The organism is Paracoccus sp. 22332, from assembly GCF_052045125.1.
GTDB lineage: Bacteria > Pseudomonadota > Alphaproteobacteria > Rhodobacterales > Rhodobacteraceae > Paracoccus > Paracoccus haematequi_A.
Genome location: NZ_JBQEOI010000009.1, coordinates 19,345 through 44,132, shown reverse-complemented (window position 1 = coordinate 44,132; position 24,788 = coordinate 19,345). Strand labels below are relative to the sequence as shown.

At 64.1% G+C, this 24,788-nt stretch carries 35 protein-coding genes; 33 read left to right on the top strand and 2 right to left on the bottom strand.

Annotation, left to right across the window (positions count from 1 at the left end; genetic code table 11):
* Positions 1 to 234: 234 nt before the first annotated feature.
* Positions 235 to 717: a hypothetical protein gene (locus ACTJI6_RS11920; protein WP_440800972.1), complete on the bottom strand. Its 483-nt coding sequence runs from the start codon at positions 715 to 717 to the stop codon at positions 235 to 237.
* 195 nt (positions 718 to 912) lie between these two features.
* Positions 913 to 1,116: a hypothetical protein gene (locus ACTJI6_RS11915; RefSeq protein WP_440800970.1), complete on the bottom strand. Its 204-nt coding sequence runs from the start codon at positions 1,114 to 1,116 to the stop codon at positions 913 to 915.
* Between the two features lie 237 nt (positions 1,117 to 1,353).
* Between ACTJI6_RS11915 and ACTJI6_RS11910 the strand changes: the two genes are divergently transcribed.
* From ACTJI6_RS11910 to ACTJI6_RS11750, 33 genes are all read left to right on the top strand, one after another.
* Positions 1,354 to 1,569, top strand: a complete 216-nt coding sequence (locus ACTJI6_RS11910) for a hypothetical protein (protein WP_440800968.1) — start codon at positions 1,354 to 1,356, stop codon at positions 1,567 to 1,569.
* Positions 1,569 to 1,901, top strand: a complete 333-nt coding sequence (locus ACTJI6_RS11905) for a hypothetical protein (RefSeq protein ID WP_440800966.1) — start codon at positions 1,569 to 1,571, stop codon at positions 1,899 to 1,901. The genes ACTJI6_RS11910 and ACTJI6_RS11905 overlap by 1 nt, the downstream gene beginning before the upstream one ends.
* A gap of 133 nt (positions 1,902 to 2,034) precedes the next feature.
* Positions 2,035 to 2,301: a hypothetical protein gene (locus ACTJI6_RS11900; RefSeq protein WP_440800965.1), complete on the top strand. Its 267-nt coding sequence runs from the start codon at positions 2,035 to 2,037 to the stop codon at positions 2,299 to 2,301.
* Entirely contained in the window at positions 2,298 to 3,002 is a 705-nt protein-coding gene (locus tag ACTJI6_RS11895) for a hypothetical protein (protein WP_440800964.1), read from the top strand. The genes ACTJI6_RS11900 and ACTJI6_RS11895 overlap by 4 nt, the downstream gene beginning before the upstream one ends.
* On the top strand, positions 2,999 to 3,202 hold the full coding sequence (locus ACTJI6_RS11890) for a hypothetical protein (RefSeq protein ID WP_440800963.1): 204 nt from the start codon (positions 2,999 to 3,001) through the stop codon (positions 3,200 to 3,202). Before ACTJI6_RS11895 ends, ACTJI6_RS11890 begins: the two co-directional genes overlap by 4 nt.
* On the top strand, positions 3,199 to 3,591 hold the full coding sequence (locus ACTJI6_RS11885) for a DUF1064 domain-containing protein (RefSeq protein ID WP_440800962.1): 393 nt from the start codon (positions 3,199 to 3,201) through the stop codon (positions 3,589 to 3,591). Before ACTJI6_RS11890 ends, ACTJI6_RS11885 begins: the two co-directional genes overlap by 4 nt.
* The gene (locus ACTJI6_RS11880; protein ID WP_440800960.1) at positions 3,591 to 3,986 is read left to right on the top strand and encodes a hypothetical protein; all 396 of its coding nucleotides are present in this window, start codon (positions 3,591 to 3,593) and stop codon (positions 3,984 to 3,986) included. Before ACTJI6_RS11885 ends, ACTJI6_RS11880 begins: the two co-directional genes overlap by 1 nt.
* Positions 3,983 to 4,888, top strand: coding sequence for a YdaU family protein (locus ACTJI6_RS11875; RefSeq protein WP_440800958.1), 906 nt, complete (start codon positions 3,983 to 3,985; stop codon positions 4,886 to 4,888). Before ACTJI6_RS11880 ends, ACTJI6_RS11875 begins: the two co-directional genes overlap by 4 nt.
* Positions 4,779 to 5,285, top strand: coding sequence for a hypothetical protein (locus ACTJI6_RS11870; RefSeq protein ID WP_440800957.1), 507 nt, complete (start codon positions 4,779 to 4,781; stop codon positions 5,283 to 5,285). Before ACTJI6_RS11875 ends, ACTJI6_RS11870 begins: the two co-directional genes overlap by 110 nt.
* A complete protein-coding gene (locus ACTJI6_RS11865; RefSeq protein WP_440800956.1) occupies positions 5,282 to 5,575 on the top strand; it encodes a hypothetical protein in 294 nt (97 codons plus the stop codon). Before ACTJI6_RS11870 ends, ACTJI6_RS11865 begins: the two co-directional genes overlap by 4 nt.
* A complete protein-coding gene (locus tag ACTJI6_RS11860; RefSeq protein WP_440800954.1) occupies positions 5,572 to 6,054 on the top strand; it encodes a hypothetical protein in 483 nt (160 codons plus the stop codon). The genes ACTJI6_RS11865 and ACTJI6_RS11860 overlap by 4 nt, the downstream gene beginning before the upstream one ends.
* A gap of 106 nt (positions 6,055 to 6,160) precedes the next feature.
* Positions 6,161 to 6,334, top strand: coding sequence for a hypothetical protein (locus ACTJI6_RS11855; protein WP_440800952.1), 174 nt, complete (start codon positions 6,161 to 6,163; stop codon positions 6,332 to 6,334).
* A gap of 101 nt (positions 6,335 to 6,435) precedes the next feature.
* Positions 6,436 to 6,636 carry a helix-turn-helix domain-containing protein gene (locus tag ACTJI6_RS11850; RefSeq protein ID WP_440800951.1) on the top strand — a complete coding sequence of 67 codons (201 nt, stop codon included), beginning with the start codon at positions 6,436 to 6,438 and terminating at the stop codon, positions 6,634 to 6,636.
* 2 nt (positions 6,637 to 6,638) lie between these two features.
* Positions 6,639 to 7,229 carry a hypothetical protein gene (locus tag ACTJI6_RS11845; RefSeq protein WP_440800949.1) on the top strand — a complete coding sequence of 197 codons (591 nt, stop codon included), beginning with the start codon at positions 6,639 to 6,641 and terminating at the stop codon, positions 7,227 to 7,229.
* On the top strand, positions 7,226 to 7,492 hold the full coding sequence (locus ACTJI6_RS11840) for a hypothetical protein (RefSeq protein ID WP_440800948.1): 267 nt from the start codon (positions 7,226 to 7,228) through the stop codon (positions 7,490 to 7,492). The genes ACTJI6_RS11845 and ACTJI6_RS11840 overlap by 4 nt, the downstream gene beginning before the upstream one ends.
* Before the next feature lie 176 nt (positions 7,493 to 7,668).
* Positions 7,669 to 8,220, top strand: coding sequence for a terminase small subunit (locus ACTJI6_RS11835; RefSeq protein ID WP_440800946.1), 552 nt, complete (start codon positions 7,669 to 7,671; stop codon positions 8,218 to 8,220).
* Complete coding sequence (locus tag ACTJI6_RS11830; protein ID WP_440800945.1) at positions 8,217 to 8,513, top strand: hypothetical protein; 297 nt, start codon at positions 8,217 to 8,219, stop codon at positions 8,511 to 8,513. Before ACTJI6_RS11835 ends, ACTJI6_RS11830 begins: the two co-directional genes overlap by 4 nt.
* 4 nt (positions 8,514 to 8,517) lie before the next feature.
* Positions 8,518 to 9,486: a Gp49 family protein gene (locus tag ACTJI6_RS11825; RefSeq protein ID WP_440800943.1), complete on the top strand. Its 969-nt coding sequence runs from the start codon at positions 8,518 to 8,520 to the stop codon at positions 9,484 to 9,486.
* Between the two features lies 1 nt (position 9,487).
* The gene (locus ACTJI6_RS11820) at positions 9,488 to 11,152 is read left to right on the top strand and encodes a hypothetical protein (protein WP_440800942.1); all 1,665 of its coding nucleotides are present in this window, start codon (positions 9,488 to 9,490) and stop codon (positions 11,150 to 11,152) included.
* Positions 11,149 to 11,658 carry a hypothetical protein gene (locus ACTJI6_RS11815; RefSeq protein WP_440800940.1) on the top strand — a complete coding sequence of 170 codons (510 nt, stop codon included), beginning with the start codon at positions 11,149 to 11,151 and terminating at the stop codon, positions 11,656 to 11,658. Before ACTJI6_RS11820 ends, ACTJI6_RS11815 begins: the two co-directional genes overlap by 4 nt.
* Before the next feature lie 2 nt (positions 11,659 to 11,660).
* Complete coding sequence (locus tag ACTJI6_RS11810) at positions 11,661 to 13,898, top strand: hypothetical protein (protein WP_440800939.1); 2,238 nt, start codon at positions 11,661 to 11,663, stop codon at positions 13,896 to 13,898.
* Complete coding sequence (locus tag ACTJI6_RS11805; protein ID WP_440800937.1) at positions 13,895 to 14,086, top strand: hypothetical protein; 192 nt, start codon at positions 13,895 to 13,897, stop codon at positions 14,084 to 14,086. The genes ACTJI6_RS11810 and ACTJI6_RS11805 overlap by 4 nt, the downstream gene beginning before the upstream one ends.
* Positions 14,087 to 14,089: 3 nt before the next feature.
* Positions 14,090 to 14,293 carry a hypothetical protein gene (locus ACTJI6_RS11800; protein WP_440800935.1) on the top strand — a complete coding sequence of 68 codons (204 nt, stop codon included), beginning with the start codon at positions 14,090 to 14,092 and terminating at the stop codon, positions 14,291 to 14,293.
* A gap of 4 nt (positions 14,294 to 14,297) precedes the next feature.
* Positions 14,298 to 15,410: a gas vesicle protein GvpG gene (locus ACTJI6_RS11795; RefSeq protein ID WP_440800933.1), complete on the top strand. Its 1,113-nt coding sequence runs from the start codon at positions 14,298 to 14,300 to the stop codon at positions 15,408 to 15,410.
* 12 nt (positions 15,411 to 15,422) lie between these two features.
* Positions 15,423 to 15,602 carry a hypothetical protein gene (locus ACTJI6_RS11790; RefSeq protein ID WP_440800931.1) on the top strand — a complete coding sequence of 60 codons (180 nt, stop codon included), beginning with the start codon at positions 15,423 to 15,425 and terminating at the stop codon, positions 15,600 to 15,602.
* 92 nt (positions 15,603 to 15,694) lie between these two features.
* Positions 15,695 to 16,804 (top strand): N4-gp56 family major capsid protein, encoded by a 1,110-nt coding sequence (locus tag ACTJI6_RS11785; protein WP_440800929.1) that lies wholly within the window; start codon positions 15,695 to 15,697, stop codon positions 16,802 to 16,804.
* 65 nt (positions 16,805 to 16,869) lie between these two features.
* Positions 16,870 to 17,319, top strand: a complete 450-nt coding sequence (locus ACTJI6_RS11780) for a hypothetical protein (RefSeq protein WP_440800927.1) — start codon at positions 16,870 to 16,872, stop codon at positions 17,317 to 17,319.
* A gap of 62 nt (positions 17,320 to 17,381) precedes the next feature.
* The gene (locus ACTJI6_RS11775; RefSeq protein ID WP_440800926.1) at positions 17,382 to 17,891 is read left to right on the top strand and encodes a hypothetical protein; all 510 of its coding nucleotides are present in this window, start codon (positions 17,382 to 17,384) and stop codon (positions 17,889 to 17,891) included.
* A gap of 37 nt (positions 17,892 to 17,928) precedes the next feature.
* On the top strand, positions 17,929 to 18,600 hold the full coding sequence (locus ACTJI6_RS11770) for a phage adaptor protein (RefSeq protein WP_440800924.1): 672 nt from the start codon (positions 17,929 to 17,931) through the stop codon (positions 18,598 to 18,600).
* Positions 18,601 to 18,605: 5 nt separating this feature from the next.
* The gene (locus tag ACTJI6_RS11765) at positions 18,606 to 19,268 is read left to right on the top strand and encodes a phage adaptor protein (RefSeq protein WP_440800923.1); all 663 of its coding nucleotides are present in this window, start codon (positions 18,606 to 18,608) and stop codon (positions 19,266 to 19,268) included.
* An 8-nt stretch (positions 19,269 to 19,276) separates the two neighbouring features.
* Complete coding sequence (locus tag ACTJI6_RS11760) at positions 19,277 to 20,854, top strand: hypothetical protein (RefSeq protein ID WP_440800921.1); 1,578 nt, start codon at positions 19,277 to 19,279, stop codon at positions 20,852 to 20,854.
* 128 nt (positions 20,855 to 20,982) lie between these two features.
* Entirely contained in the window at positions 20,983 to 24,126 is a 3,144-nt protein-coding gene (locus ACTJI6_RS11755; protein WP_440800920.1) for a hypothetical protein, read from the top strand.
* A complete protein-coding gene (locus ACTJI6_RS11750; RefSeq protein ID WP_440800918.1) occupies positions 24,113 to 24,769 on the top strand; it encodes a hypothetical protein in 657 nt (218 codons plus the stop codon). Before ACTJI6_RS11755 ends, ACTJI6_RS11750 begins: the two co-directional genes overlap by 14 nt.
* The last annotated feature ends 19 nt before the right edge of the window (positions 24,770 to 24,788 follow it).

The window sequence follows — 24,788 nt, the reverse complement described above, 5'->3', positions numbered from 1 at the left end:
CCGGGAGATGGGGGCCACAGGAGTAAGTTAGTTTGGCAATTGCCAAACGTCAACGGTTTATTTTGGCAAATGCCAAACACGTTGGTTCCGGGTGCGATTCGCACGCGCCAGCAATAATCCTACGCGCAACGTTCCGCGACCAAGGCGCTGCATAGAAAATAGCCCCGACCAGGAGGCGGGGCTTTTCGAGGATCCGACAGTCAGATCGTCACTGCTGGGCCGAGGCGAGGTCAGTTACGACGCGGCGTGATTCCTGCTTCGGAAAAACAGCAGGCAGATCGGCAACATGACGATCAGCGTAACAAAAGGGATGCCGTTCAATGCGTGAACGATCCTGTCGATGAACCTGTCGAACTCGGGCGAACCTGTTTCGAAGATTGATGCCAGCACAAACACTGCGGAAATGCCTGCAAGCCCCGCAGCCGTGGATCGAACTCTACCATCCGGTTGCAGCGCACCGAGCAGGCCGAGAAACGTCATGCCGACAACAGCGCCGACAACTGACCCGAGATAAAGAAGAAGCCCAAATAGGGAGGGATCTGTGCCAGATGGCAGAACCGACAATCCGAACCCGGTAGTGATCATCGAGGCGCCAAGCCACGACGCACCCAGCAGATGCAGCAGCGTTGGCCTGGCCGGCCTCGTAAGGGCCCAGACAAGCGCCCCGCCGCTTACCGCCAATGCCGGCCCGAAGGCCATGTAAAAACTCGCGTTCACCGTCCGCCTCGCACCCTGACTATCGTAATGCCTTGATATGCACCGATCCGCCCACAGGATTTAGCGCGAACAGCCGCATCTCAAGGTTGATCGTTGCGCAATGTTCCGCTTATGTTCCCGCCTAGAGAGTTCACTTGGAGAAGGTGATGGAGGAAGAACAGCGGTTTCGAGACATGCTTTGCGATCTCACTCCGATTAATCTTGAGAAGGTTCGCCTGCACTTGCAGCGCGCTGTTCTTGAAGAAGAAATTGAACAAACTGCTCGGCTTGGCGACGACGTTCCGCCGAAAGATGGGCATAAGCTGACACCAGGGCTTCCCTCGGATCGTCCGCAGCGATTTCGTCGCCATTCAGGATGTGCCCAATAGGAACCTGGAAATATGCTGCCAAGGCTTCCATGTCCTCCGCATTCGGAACGGCCTTGTATCTGCGAAACCATGAATACGAGCGGTGGTAAGGGATCCCGACCTCACGTTCCAAGTCGCGTGGGTTTTCCAACCCTCGCGCGTTCATGAGTGCCTTAATCCGTTGGGCGATCGGTCCTAGTTCCATGCGCACACGCTAAATTTGGCGGGTGCCAAACGCAATTTGGCAATTGTCATTGACTTTACTTTGACAATTGCCAAATATGCAGCCATGGACCCGCGCATCATCATCGAAAAAATCGAGCGTCTTGCCGCAGAAACGGGGCTGAAAACGTCCACGATCTGCCAGGGCGCTTTCAGTAACCCTTTCTACTTGGAACGGCTCGAACGTCGGCTCGAACGTCTTGGTGACGAAATCGAACGATTTGAGCGGTTCGAAGCGGAAGAGCGCGCCAAGCGCGCAGCAAAACAGGAAGGGGCGGCCTGATGGCTCAAGCCGCCCTCTTTTCCTCTGCTGAACACATTCACTCGTCACAAGTGAACAACAGCACAGGTGTAATCAGTATGTCCTCTGGAAAGTTTTCTGGAAGGCGGGAGGTTTTGTCCTACCGCCAGCACTTCGCCGTCGTTTGGCAGCGTTTCGTTACCGAGAACTTCGAAAGCCCGGCTCATGCCGCGCATGTGTTCCAAGTCGATGCGTCTACCGCCGACAAATGGTTTCGTGGCCTCAATGCACCGTCAGGATGGGTCGTCGGAAAAGCGATCTCTGACCCTGCCATGCGCGCGGCCGCCCTGGAACTTCTTACAGGTCAGGTATGAGAAGAATTCTTACCGTAATCTATAGCGCCGAACTCTCGGCCGCGCTTCACCTCGGCACAGTTGGGGAATGGTGGGCTGCTCGTGCAGCTCACCGCCTCGGAAAACTTTCCGGGGAAGTTCCGGAGATCCGGAAATGACACACCGCTTCCCGGACGGCATGACCGTCCAGACCAAGACCCTCGCATTCCGCATCTGGCAGGCCGCCGAGGCGCGCGGCTGGGACATGACTCTCGCCGACGTGGCCGACCACTTGGACGTGTCCCTGCCCCGCGTGCGCCGCGTCGCGCAGATTTCCGGCTGGCTGACGCGCTTCCGCACCACGATCACCGATCCGTCCAACTACAACGGCATCACCGAACGGGTGGACGAAGATCTCGAACAGATGGCGGTGCGGGCATGAACACCGCCCCCCGCGCCAAGTCCAACACCAGCAAGGCGCTGTTCCGGGCAACGTCAGGGCGCGGTCGCGTCCAAGCGCCGACGCTCTATGACGACCTGCCCACGCAGATGAAGCCCGACACTGACCGGCGGGCGCACGATTACTATCCCACGGGTCAGCCCGAGGCGATCCGGGGGCTTCTCGCCCTCGATGGTGACGCGATCCGCGCCTGTGGGTCCGTCTGGGAACCGGCCTGCGGGGACGGTGCCTTGGTGAAGGAAATCCGTGCGGCCGGTATTCCGTGCTGCGCGTCTGACCTGATCGACCGGGGCTGTCCCGATAGCTGGACCGCCGACTTCTTCACCTGCTTCCGGTCCCGTGGCCGGGCGATCATCACCAACCCGCCTTTCAATCTCATCAATGCCCGCGACGGCCATGGCCGCTGGCTGCGCCACACGCTCGACATGCCCGGCTGGGACTATCTCGCCCTGTTGCTGTCCTGGGACTGGCCTGCCGCCCGCGCCAACGGCCTGGGCGAGCTGCTGGACGCGCGCCCCTTCTCCTACTCCTACCTCATGCGCTGGAAGCTCGACTTCACCGGCGAAGGTTCGCCCCCGCAGCGCAATGCGTGGTTCGTCTGGCGCCGCGACTGGCAGGGTGAACCCGCCTTTCGCTGGATGGACAAGCCGACCGCGGATCCTCGCCAGGAGGCGCTGCTATGACCGATCCCGCACCATCAGATGAAGGATTCGGCGGCAGCGTGACCGTGGAACGCGGCATGGCCGTGATCCGCGTGCCGCTGCGCGAGATCCACGGTCTGCGCGTGGCGCTCGCTGAATGCCCCTGCCGGGCGCCCAAGGCCACAAGCACCGCGACCATCCGGCAACGGCTGGACCGCGCCCTGGCGAGGCTGGGCGTATGACAACCCCTCTCCGCATGACGGCCGCCGAACTGGTGGCGATGCACAACAAGCCGAAGAAGGCGCGCCTGACCGGCCATCAGCGGACGAGGTTGGGCGACACCAACTTTGACAGCGAGCTTGAAGCCCGCTGGTGGACGAACCTGTGCCTGCTGCAAGCCGCCGGTCAGATCATCGAGCTTAAGCGGCAGGTGAATATCCCGCTGCTGGGCCGCGACGGGCCGATCCTGACGCCCAAGGGCAGGCCCATGCACTACCGGGCCGACTTCACCTGGATCGAGCGCAGCGGCGCCCCCGTGGTGGCCGACGCCAAGGGATACCGCACCGAGGTTTACCTGATGAAGCGCGCGATCCTCGCCGCCCAGGGCGTGACCATCAGGGAGCTTACCTGATGGCCGCGCTCGATCACTTCCGCCAGCGGGTCGCGGAACGGTGCCCAGCGGGCACCGATGCCGACCAGTTGGCCAACGAAATCTCCAGGGCGATCCGCAAAGAACAGCATGACGTGATCGAGCGCGTCATGCCTGCCCGGTCCAAGGACGGCCTTATCAAGCGCACGATCTGGCGCATCAGGGTCGCGGAACAGAGCATTTACGTCGTGGTCTGCGACAAGAGCGCACGGCCTATCACCGTGCTTTCCCAAGAGCAGATCGCCGTCACCAAGGCCGCTAGGAAGGCTCGCCGCAAGCGTCAGGAGTTCGAGGCCATGCGTGCCGAGGAAGAAAGCAACCGCCATGCACGCGCCCGCGCGATCCGGCTGCGCAAGAACGGGGGGATCAGGCGATGAGCCGGTTCAATCCCAAAGCATCCCGATCAAAGCGCCCCTGCCCGATCTGGGTTGACGCATTTCAGCGCGACACCCAGCACCTGGAGGCTGATGAGGTCGGGGCATACTTCCTGATCCTCATGGCCATGTGGACGCGGGAAAGCTGCGACTTCCCCGACGACGACAGCCGCCTTGCGCGCGTCAGCCGCGTGTCCGTGAGGCTCTGGAAAAGCCGCATCGGCCCCGCGCTGCGCCCCTTCTTTCAGGTCGCAAACGCCACCCTGATTTCCAAGCGGCTACGGGAAGAAGCCCGTTACGTTGAACGTCAGGTTACGCAACAGCACGACCGTAAAACGGGCGAAAATCTAGCTAACTCATTGGAAAACAACGACCCGACATTAACCGCGGATATATCCGGGGATGAACCGCGGCACCATCCTTCCCAACAACCCAACAGTAGTGGTGGTGGTGGTGGTAGCGCGGGCGACCCAACCGGCGATCAGCGGCCAGTTGTCAAAGCCGAAATCCAGTCCTTCCGGGAGCGATTGTTGGTGGCCTGCGGTGCCGATCCTGAAACCGGGCTGACTGGCCCGAATGGGACGGTCCTGGGTGTCAAGGCCGACATGGAAGCTGCTGCCGCATGGCAAGCCGATCTGGGGCTGACCGAGGATCAGATCCTCGCCGTCATCGAGGACGCTATGTCCAGAAAGCGCGACGGGCCGCCAAGCCGCCTGTCCTACTTCGACCGGCCCATGCAGCGCGAAGCCGGTCGCAAGAACAAGCCCAAACTGACCCCCATCGAAGGAGGATACGATGTCCAACCTACCCGCCCTGGCCGTGAAGCTGCCGCATCCGACGCCCTGCGCAACGCTCTCGATGTCGCAGGACGAATGCGCCGACCATCGAGCAAAGATTGCTTTTGAGGTCGAGGTGATCCTGCAAGGCTACTGGCAGACCGAACTGGCCCCGCAGATGAAGGCCGCCGTCCTGGCTGATTGGGCCGACGAGTTGGAGGATTGGCACCTTGAGCAAGTCCGCTGGGCCTTGCGCGAATGGCGCCGCGAGAACCCGCGCCGCAAGCCGAACGCAGGCGATGTGCTGGCCATCCTGAAGGCCGAACGCGGCAAGGCTGAAGCCGCCCGCATGGCCGCCCAGAAGCAGCCCGAAGCGCCCCGCGAGACGATCAGCGCCGACCGCGCCGCCGAACTCTGCGCCGCCTTTGGTTTCGCCCCCAAGCGCGTCGAGCCGCCCAAGGAACGCGCCACCGAGGCCGAGATCCAGGCCGCAACCGAAGGGCTGAACATCGAGGCCGCAGAATGACCGCCCGCGCCACCTTCACCGACGAGGACATGCACGCCCTGCGCGCGATCAACGCCGAGACGGCGATCCGCGCCATCGCGGGCCGCGCCGCCGCCACGGCTGGCATGACGCTGGCCCGCCTCACCGGCACCGACCGCAGCGTTGCGGCCGTCCGGGTCCGGGACATTGCGTGCTACGTCGCCCACCGCGACGGCTTCAACTTCGCCCAGATTGCCAAGGTCATGCAGCGTCACCCAACGGTCGTGGCCGACGCCATCCGGCGCGAGCAGGCGCGGAGGGGCAAGGCATGAGCGCGGAACATGGCACGACAAGCCGTTACTCCAAGGGCTGCCGCTGCGACGACTGCACGACGGCCCGGCGCGATTACTGCCGCCTGCTGCGCCGTCGCAAGGGCATCATGCCGCAGGGCAACCCGGTTGAGGTTGACGGCGTGGTCTATCGCACGCAGGCCGCCGCCGGCGCCGCCCTGGGCGTGAGCGAGCGCGCCATCGCCTACCACCTGAACAAGCACGGCCACCTTGCCCGGCTCGGGATCAAGACCGGGGGCGGCAAGGGCGGACGCAAGCGCCCGGTCGAGTATGGCGGGCGCAAGTGGCAGTCGGCGCGTGCCCTGGCGCTCTACTGCGGCGTGGCCTGTTCGACCATCTGGAAGTGGATCCGGCGCAAGGACGAGGCCCGCATCCTGGCCGCGATCCGCGCCGCCGACGAACGCATCATCGGCGCGATGATGGCCGCCCAGGCCAAGCAGATGCAGAGGCGTGCCGCCTGATCGGGGCGCGGTAAAAATCCCGACCCTCCCCCTTGCATTAGGTAACGCCTAGCGTTACTTTATGGGTAAGGGCAGATGCCCGAGTCGCAAACCAGGAGATACCGCGATGCAGACCCAAGCCAAAATCTGGACCTTGACCGAAGCCAACACCAACGAGCGCGTTGCCGCCGTCATCATGGACGCTTTCAACAGCGCGAAAGCCTACGGCAACGCAGCCCCGCGCGATGTTGAAAACCACCTGCGGTTCGCCATGACGACCGACGCAGGCCGGTTCCTCTGACCGCCTTGTTGGGCGCCCCTGCGGGGGCGTCACGCTGGACGATCAAACCAACCGGAGACATGACCATGACCCTCGAACAGTTCCGCGCCACGGGCTAAACCATGACCCCTAGCGACATCAAGGATGCCCGGCGCAAGCTCGGGCTGACCCAGGACCAACTGGCCGCCGTCATGGGGCTGCGAGGCAAGCAGACCGTCAGCGAATGGGAACGCGGCGTGAAGTCGCCCGACGGGCAGAGCGTCAGGCTGATCCAGGCGTATCTGGCAGGGCACAGGCCCGATGATTGGCCAAAGGAGGAATGACCATGCAGCAGCTATCCATGATGGACCTGTTGTGCCCGCCCCCACCGACTCCAGTATGGGTCGATACCCGGCGCCCCGTGACGATCCGCGCCTATGGTGGCGAAACCGAAATCACCATCTGCGACTTCGACCACGCGCCTTACGAGATCGAGGTTCGCGGTATCCGCGCCACGGTGTCAAAAGGCTGCACCTATGTGATCGACGGACCCGGATCGCTGTTCTGGTCCGACTCCGGGTTTCGCAGCTTCTCCATCGCCTCGGACGATCCGGCCGCGTTCGCCGCAGCCGTCGAGCGATACATCGACGCACCAAGCAAGGACGGTTCTGGCTGTGGCGGAAAGCTCAAACGCTGGTGGCCGATGTATGTCAGCCAATGGCGCGGAAACGTCGCGTTTGAGCTGCGCCATCTTGACCGATCGAAGGTCTGGGACCAATGGGGGCCTGAAAAGCAGGCCGAAATATGGGCACGGCGCGATGCCGAGAAGGACGCAGCCCTGGCCCGCATGTGGGCCGAAGGCATCGACCCCAACGACGTAGGACCGCCCAGCGGGATTAAGGGCAAGTGGCCCAGGTTTGAAAGGAACGAGGCATGACATGGCGACAGGATGCGGCGATCATCATCTCACAGGCCACGCGCGACCTTCCCGCCGATGCGACCCTGGCAGACCGGAAGCGGGCAGTCGATGCGGCTTTCCCCGGTTGCTGGCACGGCACAAGCTGGCCCCGCAAGGCATGGCAAGCAGCCCGCCGCGATTATCTGGTGCCGTTCGGCTATGTGCCGCGCACCAAGAAGGCGCAGGAACAGCAAGCGGCAGGGATGCCGCTGTTCGATAAATCGGAACCCCCACAACCCTAGCGCGTTCCCCCGCGAGACTGCCCGGCCCGGTTCAGGCATAGGACGTGCCAACCGGGCCTTCGCATCGGTAGGAAACTCTTGCAAACCCCATGTTCCTCACATGAGGAACAAACTCTTTCGCTGCGATTGAAATTTGTTCATAATCCCCGTTCAGGGACATGATCAGATTTCAACCTATGGAAGCGCGTCACCAAAAGTTCTGCGACAGCTACCTGCTGTCCTTCAACGCCACCAAGGCGGCGGTCGATGCTGGCTTCTCGGAAAAGACGGCGGGCCAGATCGGCTACAAGCTCCTTCGCCGGGAAGATGTGCAGCAGTATCTGGCCGAACGCCGCGCTGCCCTGGCCGCGTCCACCGGCGTGACCCTCGAACGCACCGTGGCCGAGATTGCCCGCGTGGCCTTCGCCGACATGCGCGACGTGATGCAATGGGGGACGCGCGGCGTCGACATCGGCAACAACACCGAAATCGACATGGCCTTCGCCGAGCCGAAGGACAGCAACGAGCTATCCCCCGACGTGGCCGCAGCCGTCGCCGAGGTCAGCCAGGGCAAGACCGGCTTCAAGATCAAGCTGCACTCCAAGACCAACGCCCTGGACATGCTGATGAAGCACCTGGGCGGCTACGAGCGCGACAACGCCCAGAAGGTCGACGCCATCACCCGTCTGATCGAGGGCGCGCAGGGCCACGCCCTGCCCCTCGGCCGCAAAAAGGACAAGCCCGAATGAGTGACGACTTCATCAAGGACGGCCTCCTGGCCGCTGCCGACGACTTCGAGCGTGGCCACGTCGCCACCGCAGCCGCCATGCTGGACGACAGCAAGGCCGTGGCGCGACCGCCGCGAGCCTACCAACCCGATCCGGCCCACGACCCGCTCACGCGCCTGGACCGCGCAGAGAGCGACCTGATCGCCGCGTGGGGCGAGCTTTACCAGATCCCAGGCTTCGCACCCATCGAGGGCGAACGCCTGTCTGCGGCCATCCGCCGCGCCCTTTCCGAAGCTGCCAACAGGAAGGACTAAACCCGTGAACGATCAATCCAGCACGATCCCCATCAATCTCATCGGCGCCCAGGCATCGGTGATGCTGCGCGCCATGGATAAGGCTGCTCGAGTGGGCACCGCCATGGTCCACATCAGCCGCGTGCATAGCGGCGACCTGGAATTTCGGCTGATCGAGTCGCCCTTTGTCGGTGTCGATCTGGCTGAACCCGGAAGCGACCGCAGCGCCGTGTTCATCGCAGCCCGCCAGTGCGGCAAGACCGACGCGGTGATGACCGCGCTTCAGGAGAAGTTCGGCATCATTCGCGACGACGGCGTGCGCGTCGAGGAAGCCCCCGAGGCGCCGGCACCCGCGACCGACGCGCCGCAGACCGTCACCCTCGAACAGATCGAGGGCAAGATCGTCCGCGAGGACTATATCCAGGAACTGAACGGCGGCACGCTGACCATCTGCGTGCTGACGCTGGCCAACGGCTTCGATGTGGTTGGGACAAGCGGCTGCGCCGATCCGGCCAAGTTCAACGCCGAGCTGGGCCGCAAATACGCCCGCGAGGACGCGATCAAGCAGGTCTGGCCGCTGGAAGGCTACCTGCTGCGCGAACGCATGTGGCAGGCGGGCGAGTTCGAGCAGTCCGCGCGCGCCGCTGATGAAGGCTGGGGAACCGACCCCCGCAAGAACGACTACAGCCGCCCCATGGACGCGCAGGACGCCCCTGTGACGGCAAGCGCGGCGGTGAAGCCTGTGGACCCCGCAGACACCGAATGGCGCCGCCTCCGGGCGCTGGACATGGCGATTCAAGCCGGATCGAGCAGCGTCAGCGGAATGCTGATCGACCACGCCAAAGAGATCGACGCCTACCTGCTGGGCGAGGCGGCGGGGAAGCATCCCCGCTATCCGTATCAGACGCCCGATGGCCGGTGGTTGGGCGCTGACCACAATTCCTATGCGGACTACCAGCAGGCCAAGGCCAAGTCGCGGGGGTCCGCAGCCTGACATGCTCGACGCCAGTTCCCCCTTCCCCGTCAGCGCAGACGAACAGGCCGCAGGTGTTCCCGCGACCTTCGTTCCTGCGTCCGAGGAAGATTGGGAGCTGGCGCTCAAGGATCCATGGTGGCGGCTCACATCGGGCCAGCTTTATCAGATCATGGTCAAGGGCGACGACGACGACGAGGACAGCCCCGGTCACGTCGCGCCCTTCATCCCGAACGTAAACCAGCTTGAGTTCCTTCAGACCACCCACGACCGCAGCGTCATCACCAAGGCGCGGCAGTTGGGGTTCACCACGTTGATCGCGATCATGTGGCTCGACCACGCGCTATTCGTGCCGGATCAACGCTGCCTGCTGATCGCGCACAAGCTGGACGACGCCAAGAAGATCTTCCGCGACAAGATCAAGTTCGCCTATGACCGCCTGCCCGAACCGCTGCGCGAGGCCATGCCGACCGCCAAGCTGTCGGCCGATGAAATGCTGTTCGCCCACAACAACAGCAGCCTTGCGGTCAGCACGTCGGCCCGGTCGGGCACCATCCACCGCCTGCATATCTCGGAAATGGGCAAGATCGCCGTGCGCGACCCCGGCAAGGCCGTGGAAATCGTCACCGGCTCGCTGCCCGCCGTGCCCAAGTCAGGCTGGGCATTCATCGAATCCACCGCCGAAGGGACCGAAGGCGAGTTCTTCCGCATCGCCAAGGCCGCCGAGGACCGTTGGCGGGCCAAGCAGGACGAGCGCCCTGGCGTCTGGGCCTTCCGGTTCTATCCCTGGTTCAAAGAACCCGGATACAGGATGGACCCGCGCGACTATCCCATCAGCCCCGAGATGCACGAGTATTTCGACGCGGTTGAAGCCGAGATGGATACCACGCTGACGCTCGAACAGCGGGCTTGGTATATCTGGAAGCGCGAGTTCGAATTCTCGGGCGACCCGGAGAAGATGCACCGGGAAATGCCATCGACGCCCGAAGAATGCTGGATGACCAGCAACGAGGGCACATGGTATGCCCAGCAGCTCGCCCGCGTCCGCGCCGAAGGCCGCATCGGCAAGGTGCCCCTGGTGACGGGCGTGCCGATCAACACCTTCTGGGACATCGGCAACAGCGACGGGACAGCGATCTGGCTGCACCAGCAGGTCGGGCTCGTCCACCGCTTCCCGTTCTTCATCGAAGGATGGGAAGAACCCTATGCCCATTTCATCGCGGAGCTTGAGAAGCGCGGCCATGTCTGGGGCGCGCACTTCCTGCCCCACGACGCCACGCAAGAGCGGCAGGGCGAGCGGTCCACAATCTCGCCCCTCATCATGCTGCGCAACCTGCGGCCGGGCTGGGACTGGCGCGTGGTGCCGCGCGTCCACGACCTACAGCACGGCATCCAGACCACCCGCACGCACTTTGCCCAGGCGTGGTTCGACGCTGACGGATGCGCTGCGGGCATCGACCGGCTGACGAACTACCGCAAACGCTGGAACAAGATGCTGGGCCGCTATGTCGATGAACCCGTGAAAGCCGACGGCAACAGCGAAGGCGCCGACGCCTTCCGCCAATGGGCGCAGGCGATGGAACACAAGATGCTCACGCCCCGCGCGCTCGTCCAAGACCGTGACGACCCCCTTGCAATCCCGCGCCGTCGCAAGACCGGGCGCCGAGTATCAGGACTGACTGCATGACCGCCGACAACGCCTACAAGGGGCCGATCCCTGCCCTGGACCTGTCCCTGACTGCCTTTGACCGGCAGATCGGCCCTGTGCGCGTGATCGGCTCATGGTGGCTCGATGAGCAGGGCATGAAGATGCCCCGGCCCTGCCTTGTCCTGCTGCATCCCCTGCGCCGCGTGCGTGCCGGCGTGACCGTGCCCGTCGTCATAAAGCTCGATGATGCCTGGAAGTGGGCGCCCGACACGCCCGATCCTATCCCCGGCCTCAACACCCACACAGAGGGCGGCCCGACCTGGGCCAAGCGCACCATCGCTGGATGGCTGCGCGAGGGGTTGTTGCCCGGCAACCCCAACAGCCTGCCAGACCTGATCGCGGTCGCGGGCGCCATCATCGACAGCCTTCGTGACCTCATCCACATGCCGCCGCTGCCGCCGCGCAAATCCAAGCTCGTCTTGGCCGAGGTCGAAATCGTCAACACCAACACCGGCAAGACCATCGGCGCAGCGGAGATTACCTGATCATGTCAGCCCTTACCTTTCAGCGCACGCGGCACGACGCGCCCGGCGACGGCATTTTTGCCGCCATGGAGCGGGACGCACAGCCCGGCATCGGGCACAACAGCGGCGGCAATCCTGACGCCATCGACCTGGACAGCGAGGCCGTCCGTGCGATCTGGAAGCAATGCCGGGGGCTGTATCTCGCAGAGCTTGAGCGGCAGGCCGACAACCGCCGCGAAATGGAGATGGACGAGGCGTTCTACGACGGCGACCAGTGGACGCCAGAAGAACTGGAAATCCTGGCCGAACGCGGGCAGGCGCCGACCGTCTATAACATGATCCAGACCAGCGTGAACTGGATGCTGGGCACGCAGCGCCGCAGCGCCATGGATTACAAGATCCTGCCCCGCCGCCCGGACGGTGCCGACAGCGCGCAGCGCAAGACGGAACTGTTCGCCCACGTCCGCGACATGAACCATTCCCAGCGGGGCCGCAGCGCGGCTTTCACCGATGCCGTGAAGGTGGGCCTGGGCTGGCTCGAAACCGGCCAGAGCGACGAGGAAGATGGCGCCTTGGTGTTCGATCGCTCGACTTCCTGGCGCTCGATCCTGTGGGACAGCCTTGCCACCCAGGAGAACCTTCAGGACGCGCGCTTCATCAGCCGCACCAAATGGCTGGACTTCGATCATGGCAAGGTGCTGTGGCCGTCGCGCGTCGAGCTGCTGCGGCAATCCCTGCATGGCGTTCACAGCGGCGGATCATCCCCCGGCGACGAGGAAATGGCCGACGGCGCCATGGATTCGGTCGAGTTCAGGGATCACACCGGGATCCTCGGCCGCACCGGCAACGAAGACTATGGCGCCGTGCGTCCGCGCCTGCGCGTGATCGAGTTCTGGTTTAAGCGCCTGGAAAACCTGCGCGTGATGCGCGGCGGCCAGTTCAACGGCGAGGTCTATGACGAATGGTCGCCCGGCCATTGGGATGAAATCAGGACCGGCACCGCCACCGTCGTCACCCGCCCGCGCGAAAGCGTCTGGCTGATGATGATGACCGAGAAGGGCGTGCTGGACCTGCGCCGCAGCCCCTACCGGCACAACCGCTATCCCTTCACGCCCGTCTGGGGCAACCGCCGCGCCTCCGACGGGATGCCCTATGGCATCATCCGGTCCATGCGCCCGATCAATCAGGCGATCAACAAGTATGCGTCCAAGGGCCTGCACGCCGTCAGTTCCAACCGCGTGTTCATCGAGGACAATGCGGTGGACGACATCGAGGAAACCCGCACCGAATTGGCGCGGCCCGATGGCGTGATCGTCTATAAGGCTGGTGCCCGCCCGCCGGTGCGCGAGTCTGACACGACCACGCCCGCGCTGATGGACGGCTTCTTTTCTCGCGATGCCGCCCTTCTGCAATCCGTCAGCGGCGTCACCGACGAGGCCATGGGCCGCACGACCAACGCCACCAGCGGCAAGGCCATCGTGGCGCGGCAGGATCAGGGCGCCCTGGCCACGTCGAACTATTACGACAACCTGCGCTATGCCGAGATCCTGCACGGCGAAAAGCTCCTGGTGAACATCGAGCAGTTCTACGACCGGCAGATGCAGTTCCGCATCCTGGACGACCAGAGCAAGCCGATCTGGAAGCAGATCAACGACAGCCCCGCGACCAGCATCACAGGCTTCAAGGCGGATTTCGTCATCAGTCAGGACGAATGGCGCGCGACCGTCCGTCAGGCCCAGGTGGCGCAGCTCATGGACCTGATGATCCAGCTTGCCCCCGTGGCGCCGCAACTGGCCGTCGGGATGCTGCCAACCCTCTTGGGCATGATGGACATTCCGAAGGCGCAGGAGTTCGCCCGCATGGCCCGCGAGTTGACCGGCGCCCCGGACCCCGACGAGGATCCGAACAACCCCAGCCCGGAAACGCTCGCCAAGCAGGAAGCCCAGGCACGCCAGCAGGCGCAGCAGGATCGGATGATCGAGGCCGAAACGGCGCTGAAGGAGAACCAAGCCATCAAAGCCGCAGCAGAGGCCGCAGCCCGGCGCGATCAGAGCGTGCGCGAGAAGGTGCAGAGCCAGATTGCCGCGCTCGAAGCCTCCGGCATCCTCGCCATGGACCCGCGCCTTGCCCAAGTGGCCGACGCGATCATGGCCGCCGCCATGTCGGAAGGCGACGACCTGGCCGCGCAGGCGGGCGACGTGCCCGTGATCGAGGCGCCGGTGCCTGTGGCCGATCCAGCGATGCAGGGGGCCGTGACGTGAGCGACATTGCCGACCTGATGCGGCGGGTTCCAAAGCCCGCCCCTGCCCGCCATGCCCGCCCTGCGCGCCCCAAGGCCGAGTATGGCGACATGCACCCCGCGCACCGCGCCAATGCGATCCGCAAGGCCGAACGCGAAGGCGACACCGTGCGCCTTGCCCAGCTTCAAGCTGCCACCCCGAAGGAGTGACCCGTGAAAAACCGACTGTTGCGCTGGTTCGAATACGAACATCTGCCCCCGCACCTGCAAGCGGTCAGCCGCCCAATCGGCGAACTGGCGCAGGCCATGGATGCCGCCCTGCCCGAATGCGCCGAAAAGACCGCCGGGCTTCGCAAGCTGCTGGAAGCAAAGGACTGCCTCGTGCGCGCAGTCCTTGAAGCCCAATCGAAGGAGTGACCCCGTGTCCAATCCCCTGAATATCCCCACGACCATCAGCGCCGCCGATCTGCTGTCGGCTGGACTGACGAAATCCGAGATTGCCGCCCTGGGCGACGACGTTGTGACCCCTGCCGCCGATCCGGCGCCCGCGACTGATGCGCCGGCCAGCGATCAGCCCGCGCCCAAGGCGGCCGATATGGGCTATGACGGCGACGAAATGCCCGGCACCGACGGCAGCGACGGTGAGATTGTCGTGGTCGATGCCGCGAACGACCTGGGCGAAGGCGACGGCATCGTCATCCAGGAATACGACCCGGTGCGCGACGGCGACACCGAGGCCAAGGCCGACGACGCCAAGCCCGAGGATGCGCCCAGGGACGACACCGCCGCGCCTGACCCCGATCTGGACGCCCTGCTGGACCTGAAGCGCCCCGAGCCTGTCGTGCCCGCCCGCGACTTCGCCAGCGAGCAGCAGGCCGTGCAGCAGCAGTTGAAAGACCTACAGAAGCAATACGACGACGGCGATCTGACCGAGGATGAGTTCGACGCGCAGAAAGGCACCCTGACCGATCAGCTTGTGGACCTCCGCGCCGATCAGCGTGTCGCGGCCAATACGCCCCAGCCCGAGTTCGAGACGTTCCGCGACGGCTGGTTCAAGCTGGTGGATCAGCACATGACAGCCAACCCTGCCATCAGTGCAGACCCGGAGGTTCTGGAAGCATTCGATGCAATCCTGAAGCAAGTATCCGGGGATCCGACGCTGAACCGGCTTCCGGCGGTGGATCAGATCGAGATTGCGCATCGCCGCCTCGATGATGCCTATCTCGTCAATCGAGGCGAGCGGATGCCCGGCATGGTTTCCCTGCGCACGGCGAAGGCAGCGCCTGCCCCTGCCCCCGCGCCCAAGGCGCAGGACAAGCCCGCCCAGGCCAAGCAGGACGGCCCGCGCACCGATCCGCGCCCCGATGCCCCCGTGACCCTGGCGGGCATCAGCGGCGCGCAGAACGCATCCCTGACCGGGGATCCTGTCGTCGCCCAGGTCAAGGCGCTCATCAACAGCGGCGATGCCATGGCGGCGGAAAAGGCGATGGCGAGCCTGACCCAAGCCCAGCTCGACGCGCTCTATCGCTCGTAAGGAGTCGCGTTCGTGCTGGTCAGGAACATCGAAGTCTCTACGGAAGGCGGGCCGGTCACGTTCAGGATCGGCGACGTGGCTGTTGTGCTGCGCCGCGTCGGAGAACGCATTGTGACCGTCGCCATCGACGCCGACCGGAGCGTTCCGATCAGCATGTCGCCGAACGCCGCGCGCAGGATCCCAAGGGATTGATGAAACCGGGTGCGACGTGGTAATGTCGCACCTGGAATATCCAAGCATAGGAAGTGCCTGGGCCACGAAACCCGTGACCAATGGAGGCACCCGTGCAGACGGTCATCCGCATCAACGATCCGCAAGCCAAGAAAATCTGGGCGACCCAGCTTGCCGTCGCCACTTCCGCCAAAACCTACTGGACCCGCTTCATCGGCGAGGGTGAGAACAACATCATCCAGATGAAAACGGAACTGGAGGAAGATGCGGGCGATACCATCCGCTTCGACCTGACCGTGCCCCTGAAAGGCGAAATGGTCTATGGCGACAACCGCGTCGAAGGCACCGAAGAAGATCTGACGTTCTACCAGGACGAAGTGAAGATCGACCAAGCCCGGAAAGCCGCGTCGGCTGGCGGCCGCATGACCCGCAAGCGCACCATCCACGATCTGCGCAAGGTCGCCAAGAACGCTGCCGCCGAGTATATCTCGCAATGGCATGACGATCTGTGCTTCACCTATATGTCGGGCGATGCGGCCTTTGCCGCCACGAACCCGGACAACAAGGTCAAGCGCGAGTTCGCGGGCAACCCGGTCCAGGCACCCGACGCCGAACACCAGCTTTACGGTGGCGCCGCCAAGGCCAAGGCCGAACTGACCGCCGCCGACACCATGACCACGGGCCTGATCGAGCGTGTCGCGCTCAAGCCGGTGATGATGGCGGCCAACAACCCCGACGTGGTGCGGATGCGTCCGGTTGCCACCGAAGGCGGCGAGGCTCGCTATTGCTTCCTGATGTCGCCGCTGAACGGCTTCGCGCTGCGCACCCAGGTTGGCGACACCGGCTGGGTCCGCATCCAGCAGGCGCTTGTCACCGCCGAAGGCCGTAAGGCTGAAATCTTCCGGGGCGGCCTGGGCTTGGTCGCGGGCACCATCCTGCACGAGCATGAGAAGGTCCGCATGTTCAACGGCTACGGCGCTTCGGCGAACGTCACCGCCACCCGCTGCCTCTTGCTGGGCGCGCAGGCGGGCGTGATCGCCTACGGCGGTGCTGGCGGCAAGACCCGCTACAATTGGGTCGAGAAGAAGGCGGATGCTGACAACCTCGTCAACATCTACCCCGGCCTGATCGGCGGGATGAAGAAGGTCCGCTACAACGGCAAGGACTTCGGCGTGGTGTCGGTCGATGTGGCCTACACCGACCCGAACGCCCTGGCGGCCTGATGATCGCCCGGCCGTCCCTTCGGGGGCGGCCTTCCCCCTGAAACGCCAGGATAGGAGATAACGCCGTGGCGATCCGCAAACTGAACCAGCTTGGCCTGTATTCGGCCATCACCATCCCGCAGATGAACGGCGAAGCCCACACGCTGCTCATCACCCATGTCGTCAAGGAACAGATCGGCACCGCCGACATTCTGGAACTGGCGGCCATCCCGGCAGACATGAAGCTCCTGGATGCCGTTATCGACACCGAGGGCGCGGGCACGACCAACCTGACCGTCGGCATCATGTCGGGCAAGCCGAACGACCCGGACCCCGCCCGCACGTCGGGCGCCGAACTGTTCAACGCCGTTCCTGCCGGCACCGAGGCGAAAGCCGCCATCAAGGCCCTGGCCGCGATTGCGCGTGATCCCGGCAACCGATCCATCGGCCTCAAGACTTCGGCGGCCATCCCGGTCAGCGCGAAGATCCACCTTCGCCTGACCTATGGCGCGCAGCCCACGCACAACGCCACCTGATGCCCTCCCAGGCGCCCGGCCCCCGCCGGGCGTCTTTCCCCTGACCCGCAAGGACCGCTGCCATGACCGATACCGTGCGCTTCGAAAGCCTCCGCCGCCGCCCGCCCGTGGGCACCCAGGTTGACCTGGGCGGCCATTCCCCCATTCGCTTCAAGGCCGACGAGGAAACCGGCCGCGAGTTCGCCGATGTGCCCGCCGACAAGGCGCACTTCCTCGATGCGATCCCGCAAGCCTATCGCCGTGTCGATGAGAACGGCGAGCCGCTGGAAGCCCCCAAGAAGGCCCGCAAGCCCGCCGCGCCCGCGCCCGTGGCGCCCGAATATGGCGCGACCGGAAACACCGACCCCGATCTGGTCACGGTTTCGGACGGCGACGAGGGCGAAGGCCAGGACGGCGCCGAGGGCACCGACGGCAACGATACCGGCGTGACCCAGGGCGACGAGCCTGTCGAGCTTGAGGCCATGGATGACGACGCCCTGCGCGCGCTGTTCGAGAAGAAGATCGGCCGCAAGCCGTCGCCGCGCGCCGCCCGTGAAACGCTGATCGACCAGATCAAGCAAGCGACCGCCTAAGCCCCCAGCCCAGAGGGGCACAGACGAGGATTCGATCATGGCCTTCACCTATGCGTCCGTCATGCGGCAGATGGCAACCATCCTGCAAGACGCCGGGGCCGTGCGCTGGACCGCGCCGGAAATGAAGGAATGGATCGACCTCGCCTTGGTTGATGTGTTCACCGCCAAGCCCAACGCCAAGGTGGCGGTCGTGCAACACCCGCTGGTCGCGGGATCGCGGCAGACCCTGCGTCCCGAATACGCCATGGCGCTGGCTTTCCTGCGCAATACGTCAGGCGGCGCCGTGGAGATGCTGGACAATCTGGACACCCTGAACCGCTGGCAACCGGGCTGGGACACCCTGCCAGGGGCGGCCAAGATCCAGTATGTTCATCACTCGCAGGTGACGCCTCGGATCTTCACTGTCGTCCCGCCCGCGACCGCCGCCGCATCGCTGGAACTTGAAGTGGCTCTTGCGCCGACGCCCGCCGCTGGGCCGACCGGCGCCAGCGCCGCCGACATGACGCAATACACCGCGAATGTGGACCTGCCTGACACCTACAAGACCGCAGTCCTGCATCTTGCTCTCGTTCGGGCCTTCTCGAAGGACGGCGACAATCAGGCCGCAGTCGTTCAGTCGCAAGGGCATCAGGCGAAAGCCGACAAGGCGCTTTCCGATCTGACCGCAGGTGAGGCGGGCATCACCGCCGCCGCCCGTGTGCGGGCCTGACCGCCATGAGCGTGCTGTTCGCGCATCTTGACGGGCTTCTGCCGATCGCTCTGCCGCAGGCGAACGGCTGTCCGGGCTTCTGGGTCACGCAGATGGCCCGGTTCGCCGCCGTCGAGTTCTGCGAACGGACCCGCTGCTGGCGGCATCTGGTCAGCTTCGACGCGCCCCAGGCCGTCATTCCCCATGTGATCCCCGTTGAGGCGGCCATCTGGGAAATCGAGCGGGCGAGCGCGGACGGCCAGCCGCTGACGGCGGTGCAGCATACCGACGTGGCCAAGGACAGCATCACGGTCGGAAACCCCCGTTACATCAGCCAGATCAATCCCTGGGCCATCGTCGTGCATCCCTTCCCGGAAACAGGGCCGGTCCGCATCGACATGTCGGTGTTCCTGAAACCCCGTTCGGACATCGTGACGGGCCTCGACGCGGACAAGCCGCTGCTGGACAGCCTGTGCGTGGTCCCGGAGTGGATGATGCAGCAGCATGGCGAGAAGCTGGCCGACGGCGCCCTGTCGCGCGTGCTGATGATGGAAGGCCAGCCCTGGTATAACCCCCAGCGTGCCGCCTATCACCGCGCGCTGTTCGACAAGGCGCTGAATCGCAACCACGCCGCCAACATGCGCGGCCAGCAGCGTGCGCCCATTCGGATGCCCACGAGCTATATGTGAGGTGAGCCGTGGTTGACCGCATCGCCCTTCGCGGCTTCGCAGGCGAGACACCCAAGGTTCCGCCGCACTACCTGCCGGAAACCCACGCGGCCAGCAGCATAAACGCTGCGCTGGAAACCGGCGACCTGTCGCCCCTTCGCGCCAGCGCCTTGCGGCAAGCCCTGTCCAGCGTGGCCGACAGCCTGTATCTGCATGACGCCACATGGCTGTCCTGGGCCAGCGATGCCGACGCCGTGCCCGGTCCCGTGGCGACCGATCGCCTTTACATCACCCGCGCCGGGGCCGCGCCTGTCATGCGCGTGGATGGCGTCGAGCGCCCGCTTGCCCTGCCGACGCCGACCGTGGCGCCCACCGTCGTCCTGACAGGGACCGTGAACAGCGCCGTGGCCACCGCCTATGTCTATGCCTGGACCTGGGTGACATTGCTGGGCGAGGAAACCGCGCCCTCCCCCCTTTCCCCGTCGATCCTGTGGTCGGACGGCTGCACCGTCACCGTGGGCGGGATGCCGAACACGCCCCCGGCCAACCGCCTTGTCACCGGCAAGCGCATCTATCGCAGCGAGACAAGCGCAACCGGCGAAACAGAACTGTTCTTCGTGGCCGAGATCCCGGCGGCCAACGTGTCCTATGTCCACGACCCGGCCCTGGCGCCCATTCAGGAGGCCATCAGGACCAAGGATTTCGGGCCGGTCCCGGCGAACCTGCAAGGGCTGACCGCGCTGCCCAACGGCATCATGGCCGGGTTCCGGGGCAAGGAACTGTGGTTCTCTGAACCCTATCAGCCGCACGCATGGCCCAGCATTTACATGCTGACAACCAATGACTTCATCGTAGCCCTCGCCGCCTTCGGCACGTCGCTGGCGGTTCTGACGACGGGGATGCCCTATGTCGTGCAGGGGCTTCACCCCGAGCAGATGACGATGGAGAAGATCGAGCAGCCCCTTCCCTGCGTGTCCAAACGCAGCGTGGTCGATATGGGCTATGCCGCGATCTACGCCACCCCGGACGGCCTTGTGCAGATCGGCACGCAGGGCGCCACACTGATCTCGCAGAACCTGTGGACGCAGCGCCAGTGGACCCTGATGGAGCCGCACAATATCAGGGCCGCGCGCTATGGCCAGCGTTACGCCTTCGTGTCGGCCGCGAGCAGCACCATGGGGCAGGCTATCGCCATGGTCGATACGACCGGCGGCGCACCCTTCCTGGTCCGGTCCGACGATACCGCCCGCGCGCTGTTCAGCCATGACCGATCCGGGAAGCTGTTTTACCTGACCGTGAACGGATCGGAGATCCGTGAGTTCAACCCGGTCACAGGCGGCCTGAAACCCTATACATGGCGGTCCAAGCCCTTCCGCGTGACGGACAGCCAGCCCTTCGGCATCGCCATCGTGGACACTGACGGCGGGGCTGGAAGCGTGACCTGCATCATCCGTGCCGATGGTGCCGAGTTCTATCGTTCCTCCGTCCGCGACAATCCGTTCCGCCTGCCCGCTGGCCGCGGCCGGGAATGGCAGATCGAGCTGACCGGCACCGCGTCTGTGATCCAAGTCCGCATGGCCACCATCATTTCGGAGTTGGGCGATTGAGCGTTGCGACGGACAAGGCGTTCAAGTCCAAGGTCGAAGTCCTGCTGGGCGAGCGCAAAGGGGCCGAGCGGGACCGCGCCGTGCGTCTGCGCGAGATCGAAAGCATCCTGCGCAGCACGACGGGACTGGTGGGCACCATCGACCCATCCATCCTGAAACCCATCGTGGACAAGGCCGTCGATGACGCGCTTGATGGATATACCCCGCCAGGCATCGACCCGATCATCGAGCGCATCGAACAGGCTGAACAGGACGCCGAGCAGGCCAAACAGGACGCGCTGAACGCCCTGGCGCAAGCTGATGCGGCCAACGCCTACACCGACGAACAGCTTGCATTGGTAAATCAGGACATTCTGGCGCTGGAACAGGCGACCGGGCAGATTGCGGACGACCTGCAAGACGGGCTGAACGCGGCCAACGCTTATACCGACACCGGGTTCGCATCCTACAACGAGACGATCCAGGGGCAATTCGCCAGCTTCGCGGGCCAGATCGAGCAACTGACCGCCGCCCTGACAAGCGCGAACCTTGTCCAGAACGGACTGTTCGCCCTGGGGGATGCAACCTGGACCCTGACGGCCGCCACGGTGCTGGCGCGGGCCGACCTGACCGGACTTGGCGCCGCCGCGCCGCAGCCCAACCTGGTGGAATTGGACGCGGCGACAGCGGCTTCGATCAGCACCGAACTGAACACCTTCGCCGTAACCGCCAACGACCGGGTGCAGGTCCGGTTCTTCGCTGCGGCGACCGCCACTCGCACCGTCACGGTCACGCTGGCCTGGGAAGATGCGGCCGGGAACCCGGTCGGCACGCCGTCCACTGAAACCCTGACCATCACGCCCGCGAACACCTGGAAGGCTTATGGCAAGCAGGTCGATCCGCCTGATACCGCCGTCGGCGCGACCCTGACCATCTCCAAGGCATCGGGCGGGGCTGCGGCGCTGATTACCGCCGTCGAGGTTTCGACCGTCAACGTCGCGCTTGAAGCGCGGGTGACGCAGATCGAGGCCACGCAGATCACCGAAACTGATGTGATCGCCATCATCGGCGCACAGGTCAACAGCCGGTTCGATGACGCCTTTGCGGCAATCGAGGACGAAGCCACCACGCGCGCCAGCGAGGATTCGGCGCTGACGACTCGGCAGACCAGATTGAGCGCCACGATAGACCGAGAAGCCGGGGGTGTCCTGTCCGACCCCTATCTGGCGTCAAGCGGATGGATTCGCTACATCGGGCAAGGCACGTTGGTCTTGCGCGACAACGAGAAGTTCGACACCGGGCGCACCTGGGATTTCACCACCACCGCGGCCCAGCAAGAGGGCGTCTATTTCACCGACAGCCCCGACACCATCTGGCCGGGCGCCAAGAATGCAGATGCCTATGTCATCGAGGTCGATTACACCCTGATGTCAGGCACTTTGGGCGGCGCCCATGTCCTGCTGGACTGGAACGGCAGCACCGGCAACAACAACCGGGCGCAGAAGACCTTGGCCGACATGACGAGCGGGCCGGTGGAAATCGGCCGGTTCAGCACGGCGCGGGGCGTGTTCAAGAGGCCGTCTCCGTTCGTCGGCACCTTCACGACGCACGATCTGTTCGTGATGGCGAACTACGGCACCGGCATGGCGGCCAAACGCATCAAGTTTCACCGCGTCAAGGTCCGCGTGGCGACAGACGAGGAAGTCGGTTCCGGCGAGGTCATGAACGCCGTCAAGGCGGAACTGTCGGCCAACCATTATACAAAGGCCCAAACTAATCAGGCCATCGCGGGGTTCGATCTGACCGGCACGGCGCAGCTTGGAACGGCCTGGGCGCAGGTCAAGCAGTCGGCAACCGCCTTGGCCGGTCTGGACGGATCCGTAGCCCGGTTCCGAAACATCGTGACCGTCGACGGCGAACTGGTGGCCGCTGGTATCGAGGCCGTGGCCTTCAACAATGTTGGCGGCGCCACTGGATCACTGCTCAAGCTGATCGGCGATAACGTCATTGCGGAAGGAACACTGTCCACGAATGCCCTGGTGGTTGGCCTTGGCGGCAACCTTGTAGTGGATCCCTCATTCGATGATGGATTCGAGGCGAACTGGATTGCGACCGGCAATTTGCCAGCCGCGCAACGAGTCATCACCCTACGTCTGCCGGGACAGACCTATGCCCATCCGGGCTGGCCGACGCTGATGATCTTCCAGAACACTGGCTATGCCGATGGCGCCCGCTACGGCCAGATCCTTCAGCGACCTTCGGCCAACGGCGCAGGCGCACGACACCCCGGTGTCCCGGTCACGCCCGGCAAGCGGTATATGGCATCAGCCTATTTCAGAACGATCAACGCCGAGGCGCAACTATATCTCTATTGGTATGATGCTTCCGGCACGCAGCTTGGATCGCCATCAACGGCACGAAAGCAGTTCACGCAGGGTGCGAGTGCTTCGCCAGATGCTTGGGAGCGTGCGAGTCTTGCCGCTGTCGCGCCGACCGGCGCGGCCTTTGCCTCAATCAGCTTCATCAAACGAGACACCCTGTCAGGTTTCGCCAGCAGCTACCTATTCATCTGGAAGCCGCAGCTTGAAGAAATCCATGCCAAGGCGACGGAGCCAAAGGCATGGAGTCCTGGCGGGACTACCTATATCAACGGCGGGCGCCTGTTCGCCAAGTCGATCCTGACCCGGCACCTGGACACCGACGATCTGGAAGTGTCGGGGCTGGCTATCTTCAATGGCCGTCTGCAATCCGACAATTTCGACGCGGCGAGTTTCACCGGCTGGCGGATCACCAAAGCGGGCGTGATGAACATGCCGCGCGCCATCATCAAATCAGCACATATCGACAATGCCCAGATCCTGTTCGCTCACATCAAGGATCTGGAAGTCGATACGATCAAGATCCGCGGCAACGCCATCAGCACTTATGAGGCGTCCTTCACAGCATCTATGCTCCAGTATATCGGCGGCAACGGGGGCGTGGTTCAATCCCTGACTTACATGATCGGCAGGCCCGGCCCTCAACTGATCGACATCTACTTCGGACTTGAGCAAGGGGGTGGGAACGATCTCCAAATCAGTGTTCAGCGGGTTTCCGGCGGTGTCGCGACAACCATCTGGGCCGCTCGTGGAGTAGGAATTGCAAGCGGGGGTTCCTACTCACAGCGCGTCGTGGACCCTGGCACTCTGTCCGGTTCCGTCAGCTACCGCATGGTTGTAACGAACATCGCCAACGGAGCCGGGCCGGTTCGTATCGTAAACAGGTTCATGGGGGTGCTGAATGTCCTCAAATGAGTCCAAGCAAATCCCCTACGTCGCAATCGATCCCGGCACAGGCCAAATCCTACGCTCGGGGATTTGCAGCCCAGAGTCGTTCGCGGCAATGGCTGTGGCCGGTGAATCCCTCAAAGAAGCTGTCCCTGGTGTAACCGACGATTCTCATTTCTGGGATTATCTCATCAATGACTGGCGAGAATTCCCGCCGAGGCCAGGACCATGGGCCGAATTCGATTTCTTCGCCAGGCAATGGTTTGATCCACGCGACAATGCAGCCGAACTGGAAGCCTGGAAGCGTAACGGATTAGCAGAAATCACCGTCCTGCGCGGCCGGGCACGGCTGGCCTACATCACCGACCTGCCCGGCCAGGACATGCTTTACATGGCCAAGGCCGAGGAAGCCCGCGCCTATCTGTCCGATCCCGCTCCGACAGATGCGGATTATCCGCTGGTCATGTCCGAGGTCGGGATCACGGCTCCAACCGCCTATGAGGTGGCGCAGGTCTTCGCAAACCTGAATTCGCTGTGGAGATATGCAGCGGGATCGCTGGACGCCGCCTGTTTTCAGGCCGAGGCGGCGGTCCGACAAGCGCCTGACGCGGACACCATAGACGCCATCCTCGCCGCACTGGCGGCGCAAATCGAAACTCCTGCGGCTTAACGGCCCGATGAAAGGATCG